The following is a 16,068-nucleotide window of genomic DNA, read 5'->3' as shown; positions in this document are numbered from 1 at the left end:
CTTTACAGTTTACTACTTAACTTTACTCGATTGTAGCATCCCTCAGACCATGTGTCCACTGGTACAGTGCACTTGTCTTCAGGTTCTTGATCTTCTTGTTGTAGAAGTCAAAGTAAGTGTTACCATATACAGGCAGTGCAGAAACGTCTTCATTTACCTGTTTCTGAGCCTCTACCCATTTGTCTTTTGCTTTATCCATATCCATTTCTGTCAATGCAGCATCCATCAGACTATCCAGCTTCTCGTCTTTCAGACGGCTTGTGTTGTCCAGACCATCACCAACATATTTGGAATCAAAGTTCGTTACAGCACCTGACATTGTATCATCTGTGAAAGAAGTAGCCATGAAGTAAACGTTCCATTCTTCAATGTTCTTGTCATAGTATACTTTATCCATCAGTGTGTTGAAGTCAACAGTTGCAACCTTAACATCAGCTTTCAGCTCTTCACCCCAAGCCTTTTTCCACATAGGGATCAGGTTGTTCAGGATATCATGATCTTTGATTGCCATGATTTTGATTTCCAGCTTCTGTCCGTCTTTTTCACGGAATCCGCTAGCTCCGACTTTCCATCCTGCATCATCCAGAAGCTTTTTCGCCTTTTCGATGTCATAGCTGTAGTTTGTTAAGCCGTCAACCTTTTCCTCGCCTGTGATAACTTTACCAAGCTTAGAGATTGGGTTGTTCCAAGTTGTTGGTACATAACCGATTTCTACACCATCAAGATCCTTGCAGTCCTTGCATTCATAGTAAGAATTCACGAAAGACTGACGGTCGAATGCGTAAGACAGTGCCTGACGTACTTCTTTTTCACTTGTTGCACCATTTACTGTGTTGTAAGTGATGTAACCCATACCACCACGTGGGTAGTGGTTGATTGTCAGATCCTCGTTGTTGGAAGCAGGTCCGATTTTCTTAGGCTCAATCTGTCCTGCCAGCAGGTCGATATTGCCGGATTTCAGTTCCTGATATTCCGTTTCCATCTTTACCGGTTTGATAATGACATTTGCAATGCCCTTGTAATCATCGCCCCAGTATTTCTCATTCTTTTTCAGAGAAGCACCTGTACCGGCTTCCCATTTGTCCAATACGTATGGTCCGGTTCCGATTGGTTTACCTACAGCATCCTGAATTGGTTTTGTTTTCTTGTAAGCATAGGAATCCTTAAACTGGTTAGAGCTGATAACACTGATGTTCATCAAACTCTGCAGATTATCGTTTCTTGCTTCTGTGAAGTGGAATACGACAGTATAATCGTCCTTCACTTCGATACCAGGATAATCTGGTTCTTCCTTGTTCTTTTTGTTGTTGTACTGCTTGTATCCTTCCAGATACTGGCAAGTAGAGATGAAACGTCCTGTATAGCTTGGATCTGAAACTACCTTGTATGAGAATTCAACATCCTTTGCTGTAAAGTCGCTTCCGTCTGAGAACTTAACACCCTTTCTCAGATTGAATGTAATTGTTTTACCATCCTTGGCAACGTCCGTTTTTTCTGCCAGAGAAGGCTGTAAATTACCATCCACGTCATACTCCATCAATTTGTTGTACACTAGATCGATTACGTATCCGTCGTAAGCACCAGTGTAGTACAATGGTGAAAATGTTCCTGTAAGTTCCTCAGCTCCTACAACTAATGTATCACTTTTTTTAGAAGATCCTCCACAGGCTGTCAGTGAAAGCGCACATGCTGCTGCGGCCATCACTTTGAATAGCTTTTTCATCTAATTCCCTCCTATCATTCCTGATAATGACCTTATTATATCGTAATTCACATAGAAATACAATATTTTAACTCTCACTTTCACACGAAAATGTCATTTTTGTTTACATTTTCATGAAAGAAAACCGTCATTTTTATGAAACCAAATGCATTAGCATGCTATGTATCACTTTATTTTCAGACAAAAATGATAAATTTGTGCATTATATATGGACACCCTTTCGCTCCCAGGCAGCTGCAGAAAAAAAGGATGCTCTCAATATGAGAACACATCCTTTTTGCTGTTCATGTATAATCTTATCGTTTGTTGAAAGGAACGATTGTCTTAGGAATTCCGTTTTCCATGATCAGTGTAGGCTCACCCTGAATCAGTGGTGTGATGTAGTCATAGAATTCCTGTGTCAGACCCTGGTAATCCGGCAGAATCCATTCAACAGGTACATGTTTTACATGGTTAGCGAAGTTTTCAGCAGGTCCGGAGATGAATTTTGCATTATATCTTCCATCCACATATTCTCTCTGTACGGCAACTACGTGTCCTGTAAATTTGCCATCAGCACTTCTGCTGTGTGCTGACATCCCCAGCTCAAATGCTTCTGTAACGTCAACCAGTGACTGTGCGAAGTTGGAGCTTCTTGCTGCAGTGCTCAGATCCTGCACCTTAGCACGAGGAGCGATACCAGCTTCCAGAATCATATTTTTCAGGTTTTCACCGGCACCACCTAATACAGCGTGTCCGAAACCGTCATTTACAGCTTCACCGGCTGCAATGTATGTACCGTCTGCATAGTGAGCACCCTCACTTGTAACGATGTAGCATTTTCCTTTTTCATCCATGCATTTCTTAACCTGTGCAAGGAATTTTTCCTTATCGAAATCAACCTCAGGCAGAACGATCAGGTCAACTCTTCCGGTAACAACTGTAGATCCTGCAAGCCATCCTGCATCTCTACCCATTGTTTCCAGAATAAATACTTCTTCACGTGTATATACGTTGTAGTCCAGCCAAGTAGCGTTTACAACTTCATTAGCAAATTTAGCTCCTGAAGCGAATCCCGGACAGTGGTCAGTAACCATCAGGTCATTGTCTACTGTTTTTGGAATACCAACAAAACGCTTGTCGATATTGTTTGCCTTCGCCCACTGGCTCAGTGCATCAACAGTATCCATGGAATCATTTCCGCCGATATAGAACAGAATTTCGATATCATGCTTGTCCATGATTTCAACCAGCTTGCGGTAATCTGTTTCATCGTTTCTCTTCAGCTTGTAGCGGCAGCTTCCAAGTGCAGAAGACGGCGTCTGACGCAGAAGTCTGTTTTCGTACTCGCTCATGTTTGTCAGATCGTATAAACGGTCTTCCAGAATTCCTTCAATACCATTTAATCCACCATATACGTGGTCATATACAGGGTTCAACTGGTTTGCGCGTACCACACCTGCCAAAGAAGCGTTAATAACGGTAGTTGGTCCACCAGACTGTGCAACTAAACAATTTGCCATGTTATAATTCCTCCTATTAACATTTAACATTACGGCATTATTTTAGCACATAATCCGCTATTTTTAAAGTTCCTATTTGTTTTTCTTTGTATTATACTGTCCAAATATACCGATAAAATCAAGAATCAGGTCATTCACAAGCAGAATCGCGGAAACCTGCCAGTTTTTAAAGGCGATGATCACAATACCTGCCAGCATACAGCCCTCCAGAATCAGCAGCAGACGGATATCCTTTTTATAGCGTGCATCCCCCCACAGCGGCAGCAGTCCCTTCACATCCTGATGCCTCAATATATAGTCATCCATCAAAATCAATACGATCCAGTACAGAACACCGCCGTCGCGATAGCTGTACAGCAAAGCAGGCATCAGCGCCAGCTCCATACAATGTGCCAGTATATTATCCTGTATTGTTTTTACCATATGCAAATCACATCCTCATGCATATGGTAACACGTTTCGCAGATTATGGAAGCAAAAGTTTCAGGAACGGCTGCTACTTTTCCCGCGCAGCTTTTTTCGTGCGAATATCATTTTGAAATCATGTGGATTGAACGGGAACAGCGGATAGAAATAGGAGGTGTTTGTCACGGTGCGGTTGCTTGCCATGATAATCAGCATAAGTGCGATACCGAGCCAGAAGCCCCAAACCGGTGAAATCGCCGTAAGCACCAGCAGCATCACACGCATGAATTTGATCGCATAGCCCAGCTCATAGCTTGGCTGCGTGAAGTTCGCAAGTGCCACAAATGCCATATACAGGATAATTTCCGGTGCCAGCCAGCCTGCATTCACTGCAAAATCCCCCAGGATCAGTGCACCGATGATACTGAAGGAGCTGTTCAGGGAGCTTGGGGTGTTGAGAGATGCCATCTTCAGAGCATCAATACCGAATTCCAGCACCAGAAACTGCACGATGATCGGCAGATTCATATGGTCCTGTATCATCGCAAAGCTGAGCCAGTCCGGTGTCAGCTGCGGATTGCAGTTGAGATAGTACCAGATGGGTGTGACAAGCAGTGTCAGGAAAAACACCAGAATGCGTACGATGCGCAGATAGCTTCCGGTAATCGGTGGCAGATAATAGTCCTGTGCCTCCTGTATGAAGTCAAAAAAGCTGGTCGGCAGGATGAGCACACTGGGCGAGTTGTCAATCATTAAAATGACCTTTCCCTCCAGAATATTACTGCTGGCCGCATCCGGACGCTCTGTATAGCGAACCTTGGGAAACGGATTCAGCCATTTGTGCGGTACCAGTGCTTCAGCAAGACTCTCCTGTGCCATGGTCAGCGCCTCCACATGGATTTCCGACAGCTTATTGCGGATATCATCCAGCAAATCCTTATCAGCCAGTCCATCCATATAGCACAGCACAATATCACTTTTGCTCATAGAGCCCAGCGTATGGTATTCCATTCGCAGATGTGTATCGCGGATTCTTCGCCGTATTAAGGCTGTATTGAAAATCAGTGTTTCCACAAAGCCGTCCCGACTGCCGCGCAGCACCTTATCATCCTCCGGCTCCTGCATACTGCGTGTAGGATACGTTCTGGCATCAATCACGATACCTTCTTCATAGCCCTCCACAATCATCAGTACACTGCCGCTTAAAACAGATGTAATCATCGCCGCAAAATCCGGCTGCACATCCACCTCGAGATAGGAGAGCCAGGAGTCGCAGAAGGTCTGAATATCCTGTGTTTCCACGCATTTCTGTAAATCGGCTTTTAATAGAAATTCCATCATCTTTTCCAGTATTTCATCCTTAGCAAAGCCGTCCACAAAGTACAGATTCATATGGATTCCCTGTACGAGCAGCGGTTTTACAACGATATCAAAGTTTAAATCCGTCTGCATTTGCTCTTTCAGGCGGGTGTTCAGTTTCTCATATTCCTTTTTCATTTGCATCACCTGCTGTTATCGTGTGCAGAATGAAAGGAATTATGCAGGAATTCATGAATGTATACATAGAATATATAGATTTTCTTCTAGCTGCTTTCATTGCTATACTTCCTGTAAATATTTTTTAAGAGGCTCATCCTGCCGCAAGAATCGTTACAATGACCTCGTCCTTTAAACTATCATTGATTGCCATGCCGAATATGATATCCAGTGCACCACCAGCCTCCGTATGTATGAAATTGACAATTTGCTGAACCTCCTCAAATGTCAGCTCACTGTTACCGCATATGTGAACAATCGCGTGATGCAGTCCCCTGATGTCATGTTCTAAAAGACTTGCGGATAAAGCTTCCTTGACTGCATCTTCCCCTTTCCGATTCCCGCTTCCATATCCGACGCCGATAAACCCGTGCTTCTGTTTTTCCATCGTTGTACAGATATCCGCGTAATCAACATTGATGTAAACAGGAATGGTAATCAGCTCGTACAGTGCCTGTATTCCCTGCTGAATGATGCTGTTTGCTGTGGAAAATGCACTGGTGATCGGAGCATTGCCAAGATGCTGAAGGATATGACGGTTAGAGAGCGTAATGCAGGTATCCGTGTACGAATATATTTCTTCCATAGATGCCATGGCAGTGCGCATGCGTTTTTTTCCTTCAAAGGGAAAGGGCAGCGTTACAAACGCAATGGTCAGCGCATGCAGCTCTCTGGCAAGCTGTGCAAATACCGGAAGTGCTCCACTCCCTGTACCGCCCCCAAGACCGGCACATAACAGTATCATATCCGCACCCTTCATTCTTTTACAGATTTCCTCCTTCGCCTCGATTGCTGCACGCTTGCCCAATAACGAATCTGCTCCTGTCCCATATCCTTTCGTCTGCTTTTCTCCAATCAATAGTTTATGCTCCTGTGAAAGCTGCAGCAAAGCAAGCCGATTGGTATTGACCGCAATATATTCCACACCGTGCAGTCTATGCTGCAGCATATGGCGGATGATAGTATTCCCACCATCACCGATACCAAAAATTTTAATTGTGACCTTTCCCATAGAATCTCCTTTATCTTTCAGACAGATATCATAACACATGATGTAAATAAAACGCACACCTTTCATTATGTAGTAAGACGATACTGCTGTATCCCCTGCCAACCTCATTTTCAGCACCTGTACAAAAATACGTTTATCATTGCATTCCATTACAAGACATCCTGTAATAAATACCCACCATCTGCACAGCTGATTTTGTATCCAATCCTGTTCCTTCTCCTATATAATTGTTAAAAAGTAGGGCATCTGTAAATTCGCACAGTTTTATCAAATACATACCATCACCTGTCTGTATATTACAATATCCGCTGTTTCAAATTTGACACATGCTGCCAGTTTTCCAGAAAAAAACAGTCCGAAGACTGTTTCTACATTATTTCATATGGATTCCACGATACAGACACTGACCGATTTCTTCCTCACGAAGCAATCCCAGCTCATCCTGCCATTTCAACAGAAAAAACGGATCACGCAGTAATTTCCGCCCGAGAAGCACATAATCACAGCGCTCCTCCTGCAGGATCTGACTGATTTCTGATTCTTTGGTAATACAGCCAACCCCCATGACCGGTAACGTCGTCATGGTACGGATTGTTTCCGCATAGGGTATCTGATACAGCGGGTACGCATGTACAGCTCCTGTATTCAACCCGCCGCTGGATACGGAAATCGCAGCAGCTCCGGCTTCCTCAATCACCTGTACCGTTGACTTCATATCTTCCGGATGCAGACCACCGGCTTCATATTCCTCGGCAGAGATACGAACCACGATATCTCCCTCAAAATTATCCCGGCAGCCCTCCACGATACGGCGAAGCAGAAGGGTACGGTCCTGCCCATAAGCATCGCTGCGCTGATTGGTGAGCGGAGATAAAAACTGGTTAATCAGATACCCGTGGGCGGCATGCACCTCCACAAAATCATATCCAAGCTCCCGTGCCCAGCGGCTTGCGAATTCAAAATTCACAATCAGCTCATTGATACCATCCTCATCCAGAGAGATGACATCCCCCTGCTCCATCGGTCCATACTTCTGATTACCAAAGGTATTTTTCATTCCGGCGTGATTTAACTGAATACCGATGTTCACACCATAGGCATGAACACAATCCACAATATCCTTCAGAATCTGCCGCTGCCTCGGTGTAAAGATCCCCAGACATTCATCATTGATATAGCCGTGGGCATTTACTGCCGTAGCTTCCTGCACGATAAAGGCCGGCAGCCCCTTGGCAAGCGTATCATAATGCGCAACATGATGCAGATTTCCCACACCATCCTTTGTTTTCACCATATAGGTACACATGGCAGGTACTCCGATGCGATTGCTCAGCTCCATATGCCCCAGCTTGTTTTTTTCAAAAACCTTCAAGTGAATCCCTTCTTTCTTAGTTTTCTACTTTCTCACTGTATTCTTCCCACTTTTGCATCAGATTTTCAATTTCATTGTGAATAAGATCAATTTTTTCATCCAGCTCCTGCATTTTATGATAATCGTGGTAGTACTCCGGTTCAAAGCGCAGCTCACGAAGAGCCTCCAGCTCCTCCTCCTTCACCGCAATCTTTTTTTCCAGCTTACTGATTTCCTTGCCGTAATTGATGTAGCGCTCCGGCTTTGCACTTTCTTTTTTCTCCGGCTGCTGCTTCTTTTCCACCGGCTGCGCCTTATCCCTGTTCATATATTCCTCATAGGTCAGCGGATAATAGCTTGCCTTACCGTCATCAATGACCAGAATCGCGGTAGCCAGCTTGCTTATAAAGTAACGGTCATGGGAAACAAACAGCATCGTGCCCTCATAATCCTTCAGGGATTCCTCCAGCGCCTCTTTACCGATGAGATCCAGATGGTTGGTCGGCTCATCCATTAAAAGGAAATTGGGGTGTGACAGCATCAGCTTCACAAAGCTCAGGCGTACCTTCTCTCCTCCGGACAGGCAGTCCACGGTTTTGAAAACCTCTTCCCCGGTAAAGAGAAAGCATCCCAGTGCAGTGCGCACCTCGGTGCGATTCAAATCCGGAAAGTCGTTCCATACCTCTTCCAGCACGGTATTTGCACTGTTGAACTGCGCAAGCTCCTGATCAAAATATCCAACCTCGATCTGATGCCCGAGCAGAAAGCTGCCGGACAGCGGCTTCACCTGCTTCATCAGCGTTTTCATGAAGGTTGATTTTCCTTTTCCGTTTGGCCCGATCACGGCAATCTTGGCAGACTGCATAACCTCCAGATTCACGGTACATAGCGGCTGGTCATAGCCAATTGTCAAATCCTGTACCTCCAGAACCCGTTTTCCACCCTTTACATTGGGTACAAAGCGGGCATTGAAGCTTTTCTCGTTGCTTTTGGGATCCTCGATACGCTCCATACGATCCAGATATTTGATTTTTGACTGTGCAAAGGCAGCCTTATTTTTCTTATACCGGAACTTCTCAATCAGCTCCTCCATTCGCTGAATTTCCTTCTGCTGGCGAATATAAGCACTTTTCTGCTGTTCCAGATCACTTTTTTTCACATTCACGTAATTGCTGTAGTTTCCCGGATAGCGCCGCATGACACCGTATTCGATTTCATAGACGACATCCACGACATCATCCAGAAACATACGGTCATGGGATACGAGGATAACTGCCTTGGGATAGCGTTTCACATATCCCTCCAGCCACTCGATCGTATCAATATCCAGATGGTTGGTCGGCTCATCCAGCAACAGGACATCCGGCTTGCTCAGCAGTAGCTTCACAAATGCCAGCCGTGTTTTCTGACCACCGGAAAACGTAGAGATCGGGCGTTTGAGGTCATCCTCCTGAAACCCGAATTTTGTAAAAATCGTCATCATTTCACTGCGATAGGTATAGCCGCCCAGTTCTTCAAAGCGCTGCTGTACATCCGCATAGGCATTCAGCACAGCTTCACTGTGGTCGCTGCACATTTTTTCACTCAGCTCCTCCAGCCGTTTACCAACCGCCTTCACCTGTTCAAAGGCCTGCTCCATCTCTTCTTCCACAATGACATTCTCATCCGTGAAGGTCGTCTGTGCCAGATAACCGATCCGCAGTTTATTTTCCTTATGAATTTCTCCGGCATCCAGTACTTCCGTTTCCGCAATCACCCGCAGCAGCGTTGTCTTTCCGCAGCCGTTTCTTCCGACAATGGCGATTTTCTCAGTATTTCTTATTTCAAACTGTATGTTTTCAAATACGGTTGTTGCACCGTAATATTTGCTTCCTTTATGAATCTGATATTTCATCATCTCCACCTTCTTTTATTAGATTCGTAATATTTATTTGGACGCATTGATGCCGCTGGCAAAGGAGGCGGCCGCCTGTTTGGAAATCTTCTCCCCGTTCTTTAACCAGTATGCGGCATCCTCTTTATTTGATACATAGGCAAAATCTATTTCCAGCCCCTGCATGCCGTCCGCATCCACAAAGGTCTGGTTTTCCTTACGGGCATTTTCACTGCCCTTTCCTGCCATGGTTGCACGTCCGCCCGCTTCCCGAATATTGGAATACATATCGTAGCCGCCACTGATCAGCGGACTTGCACCGACACCGGGATTGTTTGCATCCGTATACGCACTGCCGCTCATCTTCAGCTTCTTTTCCAGACCGTACATAATATTTTTTCCAAGCGTCGGACTGCTGTAGGCACTGTGCCAGATTTCCACACCGCTCACATTCTCATCCGGGTTCGTATTAAACCGCAGATAAATATAATAGCGTGCATGCTTCTGATAGCCGTCTGCCAGTCTGCCATCTTTTCCATAGGCAGGCTTCGGCTGCTCTGACGCATCGCTTTTCGTTATTTCCACCCGCAGACCATGTTGTTCAAGCTCTTCCTTCATCCATACGGCTGCCTTGTAGGTTTCCTTATATTCTGTGATACCATTCCCTTTATTTCCCTCATCCGGGACATAGGTAAGATCCATATTCATTCCATAGGGATCCAGCAGAACATCAATATCTCCCTCTTTGGGCTTGGCTTTTTCCACGGATAAAAACAGGTAGTTCTGATCCAGCTTACTGTCATAATCCTTCAGCAGATCCTGATCCGCAATCAGCTTTATCGCATTGACATTTCCCTTGCGCTGTACGGTGGTAAAGGTATCCGAATGCAGCGTCCGATCATAGATAACCCGCTTCTTCACCAGATTATCAATAACCGTTATCTCATAATAGCCGGGATTGAGATCCTCCAGCGTGATTTTCTGATCCGCTGTGGAATCCATGGTCATCGGAATGGTTTCATCCGTACACAGGTTATGCAGCTCTACGGTTTTTCCTGCAAGCTCATCCTTGTCGCCTTTTGCATCATATGTCTGAGTATATAAACCCAGAGATTCTCCGTAAAAGACATAATCCCGAACCGTGAGGGTATCGGCAGCCTTTTTGTTTAACAGATGTATCGTTTCTTCACTGTTCAAGCCGCAGACAGTGAATTTTTTGGCTTCTTCCTTCTTCTGCGGAAACAGCAGTCCTGCGACCGCATACAAAACAAGAGCAACCAGCAGAATCAGCGGTACTGCGATTTTCCAGCGTACCTTGTATTTTCGTTGTCGAGGTGCGTATGCCATGAGTATCCCTCCGTTTTCTAACGTATATCATCAATCAGTGAAGCCTGCAGTTCGATATCCTTGATATGCTTGGGTGCCTGGTCCTTTAACGGCGGATAGCTCATATGCTGCGTGGATACTTCAACATCCAGCATATCCTTCGGTCTCTTCGGTACCGGCAGCATGGTATCCTCAAACTCCACGTACTGTATAGGAAAAACACTTTCCAAGCTGTATACAACCGGATGAAAAAAGGAATTAAAGGTCCAGGTCAGATCATAGCCAATCCATGCGGTGTTCTTATTGATCTGCCCGTATTTTTTTGCATTGCGTACAAATCGGCGCTTTAAAAGCAGCGGATTGCAGTGCAGATTCTCAAAGAAGACGATCAAAACCATCAGAATACCGTTGCGCACACGCCATATAAAATCCTTTGCTTTGTTTTCGCTTACATGATCCAGCACAAAAATATCAATGAACAAGCCGTCACTATCTCTGCATTTATTTTTTAACAGCGCGTTGTATTCCACACAATAGGTACCTTTTTTTCGTACCTTCATCGGCGGAACCAGCACATTATACTCGCTGTGGGTTTCAAAGCACTGTGTGATATAGGCATCGCCCAGTTCATGAACCACCCTTTGGAATTTTTCATAATCCTCGCGCAGCATTCCGATATCCGCATCATCATCCCATGGAATAAAGCCTTTGTGCCGGACAGCGCCAAGGGCACTTCCGCCGGTCAGCCAGTATCGAATGTTGTGCTTTTTACACAATGCATCTATATCCTTCAGCATTTCCAGCAGTACGAGCTGTACATCCCGTACGGTAATGCTGGTACCATCTTTTCTTGTCTTTAATATGTACTCTTTCATCACAAATCACCATGTTATATTATAGAAGATAAAGATAGCGAACACAACGGTTTTCAAAAAATATCACAAAAAGGTAAGAAACCATAATGCGAAATCACTAAAATAACAGAGTCACCGGTAATATTTGAAAGTACCGGGCTTTTTTGCGATCCAATCGCGTCATGGAGAGCAGGACAACCACAAAGCATGTAAAATAAACACTACGGATACGGAAATCTATCCTAAACCATCCTGAGGAGCGCATTGTTTATCGCTCTGCTATGAAATCCCCTTTTACATAAAAATATAACAAAAAAATAAAGCATTTGTGGATTTTTTAGGAATTTGACAGATTCCATACGTATAGAAGGGGGTAAGGAGCCCTTACAGAATGGAGGACATAAAAATGTCAAATGCAATGAATCAACTCAACTACAGTAACGATCTATTTTTTAAGTACACCCTTTCCCGCGAGGATGAAGGCTCTGTGTACGCCCGCAACACCATCATTGAGCGTGTTACCGGAATCAGGGTAAAGGAAAGCACCGTGCTCAATCCCAACCTGGATCCAGGCATCATCGGAAAGAAGCGCATCATTCTGGATGTGCATGTAAAGGATGAACAAAATCGTCATTTCAATATCGAGATGCAGACGACCTGTAAGGGAATAGCGGAAATGATGCGCTTTGAATTTTACGGTGCCAGAGCATTGAACAATCAGCTGAAAAGCGGTGAGTTTTATGATCAATTAAAGCCGGTTTATCAAATTATCTTCATTGATGAGTATGCATGGAACAACAGAAATCTGATCAATCAGTATCAGATGCGCAATGAGCAGGGAGAAGATGAAAGCGGCTATCCGCTCATCCTTCGCACCTTTGTTCATATGCCGGCAATCAATGACATCGTAAAGGAGAAGGAAATGCAGAGGCTGAATGACTTTGAACAGCTGGTATACCTGTTTGAAAATAATGAAAAAAATGATATACTGAAGTCAAAGGAAAGGCTGGTGAGGGTATTCATGAACAAGTATGAGGAAATGCAGAAGGATGACGAGCTGTGGTCAACGGCTATGGCGATTCAGATGGGAGAAGCACGTTACCGCAACGGCTTGCGTGACAGCTTTGAAGAGGGAAAAGCTGCCGGAAAAATGGAAGGTAGGATGGAAGGAAAGATAGAAGGTAAGCTGGAAGGAGAGAGACAGCTCTTACACAAACTCATAGAAATTAAGTATCATGAGGACTGTGTAACGTGGCTGCAGGCATTAACTGATGAGCAGATGCATATCGTATCCACTTTACTTCTGGAATGTGACACCTTCGAGTCGCTCAAAAAGCAATTAAATAAAGCTGATATGAAATAAGTTATTCTATACATCATAATTGTGAATTTCTTTTCTATACCGTAAACGAAAGGCTCTCAGCACATGAAGTGCTGAGGCTTTTCATATTGTTCATACAAAAGTCAGTTTTCTCTATAGGCTGATATGCTGAAAAAAGGGAAAGAACATCCAAAGGTTGAATGACTTTGAACACTGCTGTATCTGTTTGAACATAATGAAAAAAATGATATACTGAAGTCAAAGGAAAGGCTGGTGAGGGTATTCATGAACAAGTATGAGGAAATGCAGAAGGATGATGAGCTGTGGTCAACGGCTATGGCGATTCAGATGGGAGAGGCACGTTACCGCAACGGCTTGCGTGACAGCTTTGAAGAGGGAAAAGCTGCCGGAAAAATGGAAGGTAAGCTGGAAGGAGAGAGACAGCTCTTACACAAACTCATAGAAATTAAGTATCATGAGGACTGCGTAACGTGGCTGCAGGCATTAACTGAGGAGCAGATGCATATCGTATCCACGTTACTTCTGGAATGTGACACCTTCGAGTCACTCAAAAAGCAATTAAATAAAGCTGATATGAAATAAGTTATTCTATACATCATAATTGTGAATTTCTTTTCTATACCGTAAACGAAAGGCTCTCAGCACATGAAGTGCTGAGGCTTTTCATATTGTTCATACAAATGTCAGTTTTCTCTATGTGGCTGATATACTGATAAAAGGGAAAGAACACCCAAAGGTTGAATGACTTTGAACACTGCTGTATCTGTTTGAACATAATGAAAAAAATGATATGCTGAAGTCAAAAAAGAGGCTGGTGAAGGTATTCTTACCCAAAGGGTTCCAGGTGAGCAAGTACGAGGAAATACAGAAGAATGACGAGCTTTGGTCAACCGCAATGGCAATGCAATTGGAAGAGGCACGTTACCGCTATGACTTGGAGGACAGCTCTGAAAAGAGAATAGCAGCGGGAAAGATGGAAGAAAAGAGGCAATTCTTACACAAACTCATAGAAATCAAGTATCATGAGGATCATATGACATGGCTTTGTACTTTGACAGCAGAGCAAATCGAGAACATCTCCAATCTCATTTTAACCTGTGATACTTTTCAGGAACTAAAGTGTCAAGTGGAGTGTAAAAAATAATACATAAAACCGCCTATAAACAACACCAGCCACCTTTTAGAATGGTTGGCTTTATCTTTTACGTATGTAAGGAAACCGTAAGGATTCCTTTTTTTACATTTCTGCTTGTATCATACAATCGGATAACCCGTATGTATTTCCTCCATATAGAGCTTTTCCATATAACTCAACATATGTATATCGGTTTTTCGTTAGTATAAACGCCTATATGTTAGTTTTAACGTTCATTCGTTATTTTCATAACGTTTTTCCGTATTACAATACATATAGAGGAGGAAGAATCCCATGAATTATCTAGAGAAACTAAAGCTCCTTATGAAGCAACATGGTCTCAATGAAAATCAGCTGGCAAAAAAAGCCAATGTACCGCAGAGTACCATAAATTCCTTATTCCAGAAAAATAACCTTCCTACAATTTCAACACTGGAGGCACTATTGGAAGCCCTGGATATGACTTTGAGTGAATTTTTCTATGATGATGCGCTCATGAAGAAACATCAGCTGGAAGAACAAAATTTAATGAGCAAATGGAATTTCATGACCAGTGAGCAGAAAAACGGGGTACTCATACTCATCGATTTATTGTTAAACACCGGCTCTAACAGAGCAAACGGATGAAAGTGCATTACAAAAGATCACAGCTGTCCTTATACTCCAGCAGTGATTTTTTTATCCTTCACGTATACCAGGCAGACACTTTAACGACGTATTCACAATATCAATTGTATCCCACATATAATCTGCTTTATGGAACAATCCCTAGTATCCGGATACCGGGTGCAACAGCCTTGAGTATATTTTAGCGTAAAGGCTCCCATATAAAAGCATTCAGGAAAAGCCATACATATAATCCCGATATTGAGAATTCTCAACCTCTTTATTTCAGAAAATAATCATCTATTCCATTAAATATGACATATTTAACATTTTTCCGTTAATACTAACGCCAATACGTTATATATAACGCCTTTGCGTTAGTTTTGCTACGCTTTATCGTATTACAATAGATATAGAACAGGAGGTCGCCATGGATTATTTAGAGAAGCTAAAAGTATTGATGAAGCAGCATAATCTTACGGAATACAAGCTGGCTCAGAAAGCCGATGTAGCGCAAAGCACCATCAATTCCTTATTTCGTAAAAATAATCTTCCGACGATATCTACGCTGGAATCACTGCTGACCGCAATGGATATGACACTGAGTGAATTTTTTTATGATGAGTCCCTCATGAAGAAGCATGAACTGGAAGAGCAGAATTTACTGAAGAAATGGGGCCTTTTGACAAATGAACAGAAAAAGCCTATCTTACAGCTGATTGATCTGCTGCTGAATAACGGCAGTAAGAATTAAACGATACAAACAAGCAGACGAAAAAACTGCCGTGTCATAATGATGCGGCAGTTTTCTATATGATAATCATACATGTGGTGTGAAAAATTTCCATGATGCGAATATAATCAAGCCGCTCGATACTGATCCATTCCTGTACAGGTACAGGGTGCTCATGCAGTGCCTTCTGCAGCCAGATTACATCTCTCCATGCATCGAATTTATAGCCTGCATTACGCAGCACACCGATTTCTGTAAAACCGAAGCTTCTATGCAATGCAAGACTTGCGTCATTGGGTAGTGTGATACAGGAAATCGCTGTCTGCAAACCCTGCAGCTTTAAAACCTCCAAAAGTGCCGTATACAGTGCCTTACCGATCTGACGGTGCTGTACCTGCGGCAGCAGATAGATGGATAATTCCACATTCCACTGATAGGCGGCACGTTCCATATGACGGTGTGCATAGGCATACCCCACGATGTTCTGATCAATCTCACATACCAGATACGGGTATTCCCTTTGAATCTTCATCATGCGTCCTTCAAATTCTTCCAGAGAGGGAACGTCATATTCAAAGGTGATAACACTGTTCTCCACATAATGTGCATAGATGGATAGAAGTGCCGGTGCATCCGACAGCTGCGCAAACCGTATAGTTTTCATGGTGCT

General features: G+C 43.6%; 14 protein-coding genes and 1 pseudogene. 5 read left to right on the top strand and 10 right to left on the bottom strand.

Annotation, left to right across the window (positions count from 1 at the left end):
* Positions 1-22: 22 nt before the first annotated feature.
* From ACESPQ_RS04790 to ACESPQ_RS04750, 9 genes are all read right to left on the bottom strand, one after another.
* Positions 23-1,723 carry an ABC transporter substrate-binding protein gene (locus ACESPQ_RS04790; protein WP_002608077.1) on the bottom strand — a complete coding sequence of 567 codons (1,701 nt, stop codon included), beginning with the start codon at positions 1,721-1,723 and terminating at the stop codon, positions 23-25.
* A gap of 296 nt (positions 1,724-2,019) precedes the next feature.
* Positions 2,020-3,225 carry a diphosphate--fructose-6-phosphate 1-phosphotransferase gene (locus tag ACESPQ_RS04785; RefSeq protein WP_008819701.1) on the bottom strand — a complete coding sequence of 402 codons (1,206 nt, stop codon included), beginning with the start codon at positions 3,223-3,225 and terminating at the stop codon, positions 2,020-2,022.
* A gap of 72 nt (positions 3,226-3,297) precedes the next feature.
* On the bottom strand, positions 3,298-3,648 hold the full coding sequence (locus ACESPQ_RS04780; RefSeq protein ID WP_002608075.1) for a hypothetical protein: 351 nt from the start codon (positions 3,646-3,648) through the stop codon (positions 3,298-3,300).
* 60 nt (positions 3,649-3,708) lie between these two features.
* Entirely contained in the window at positions 3,709-5,127 is a 1,419-nt protein-coding gene (locus ACESPQ_RS04775; RefSeq protein WP_002608074.1) for a spore germination protein, read from the bottom strand.
* A 133-nt stretch (positions 5,128-5,260) separates the two neighbouring features.
* Positions 5,261-6,178 (bottom strand): cell division protein FtsZ, encoded by a 918-nt coding sequence (gene ftsZ, locus ACESPQ_RS04770; RefSeq protein WP_373143999.1) that lies wholly within the window; start codon positions 6,176-6,178, stop codon positions 5,261-5,263.
* 373 nt (positions 6,179-6,551) lie between these two features.
* Complete coding sequence (locus ACESPQ_RS04765; protein WP_373143998.1) at positions 6,552-7,550, bottom strand: NADPH dehydrogenase; 999 nt, start codon at positions 7,548-7,550, stop codon at positions 6,552-6,554.
* Between the two features lie 16 nt (positions 7,551-7,566).
* On the bottom strand, positions 7,567-9,423 hold the full coding sequence (abc-f, locus tag ACESPQ_RS04760) for a ribosomal protection-like ABC-F family protein (RefSeq protein WP_002608071.1): 1,857 nt from the start codon (positions 9,421-9,423) through the stop codon (positions 7,567-7,569).
* A gap of 33 nt (positions 9,424-9,456) precedes the next feature.
* Positions 9,457-10,749, bottom strand: a complete 1,293-nt coding sequence (locus ACESPQ_RS04755; RefSeq protein WP_373143997.1) for an N-acetylmuramoyl-L-alanine amidase — start codon at positions 10,747-10,749, stop codon at positions 9,457-9,459.
* A gap of 17 nt (positions 10,750-10,766) precedes the next feature.
* Positions 10,767-11,603: a LicD family protein gene (locus ACESPQ_RS04750; protein WP_002608069.1), complete on the bottom strand. Its 837-nt coding sequence runs from the start codon at positions 11,601-11,603 to the stop codon at positions 10,767-10,769.
* A 385-nt stretch (positions 11,604-11,988) separates the two neighbouring features.
* Between ACESPQ_RS04750 and ACESPQ_RS04745 the strand changes: the two genes are divergently transcribed.
* From ACESPQ_RS04745 to ACESPQ_RS04725, 5 genes and pseudogenes are all read left to right on the top strand, one after another.
* Positions 11,989-12,945, top strand: a complete 957-nt coding sequence (locus tag ACESPQ_RS04745) for an Rpn family recombination-promoting nuclease/putative transposase (protein WP_257379367.1) — start codon at positions 11,989-11,991, stop codon at positions 12,943-12,945.
* A gap of 133 nt (positions 12,946-13,078) precedes the next feature.
* A pseudogene (locus tag ACESPQ_RS04740) lies at positions 13,079-13,506 on the top strand (hypothetical protein); the annotation flags it as partial.
* A 208-nt stretch (positions 13,507-13,714) separates the two neighbouring features.
* Positions 13,715-14,068 (top strand): hypothetical protein, encoded by a 354-nt coding sequence (locus tag ACESPQ_RS04735; protein ID WP_002608067.1) that lies wholly within the window; start codon positions 13,715-13,717, stop codon positions 14,066-14,068.
* Positions 14,069-14,353: 285 nt separating this feature from the next.
* Positions 14,354-14,686, top strand: coding sequence for a helix-turn-helix domain-containing protein (locus tag ACESPQ_RS04730; protein ID WP_002608066.1), 333 nt, complete (start codon positions 14,354-14,356; stop codon positions 14,684-14,686).
* 409 nt (positions 14,687-15,095) lie between these two features.
* The gene (locus tag ACESPQ_RS04725) at positions 15,096-15,419 is read left to right on the top strand and encodes a helix-turn-helix domain-containing protein (protein ID WP_002608065.1); all 324 of its coding nucleotides are present in this window, start codon (positions 15,096-15,098) and stop codon (positions 15,417-15,419) included.
* A 55-nt stretch (positions 15,420-15,474) separates the two neighbouring features.
* Here the strand turns inward: ACESPQ_RS04725 and ACESPQ_RS04720 are convergent, their stop codons facing one another.
* Entirely contained in the window at positions 15,475-16,062 is a 588-nt protein-coding gene (locus ACESPQ_RS04720; RefSeq protein WP_038274395.1) for a GNAT family N-acetyltransferase, read from the bottom strand.
* Positions 16,063-16,068: the final 6 nt, after the last annotated feature.

The organism is Clostridium sp. HGF2 (assembly GCF_964240115.1).
GTDB lineage: Bacteria > Bacillota_I > Bacilli_A > Erysipelotrichales > Erysipelotrichaceae > Clostridium_AQ > Clostridium_AQ innocuum.
The sequence above is the reverse complement of the archived record's forward strand: the minus strand, read 5'-3'. Positions and strand labels throughout refer to the sequence as shown.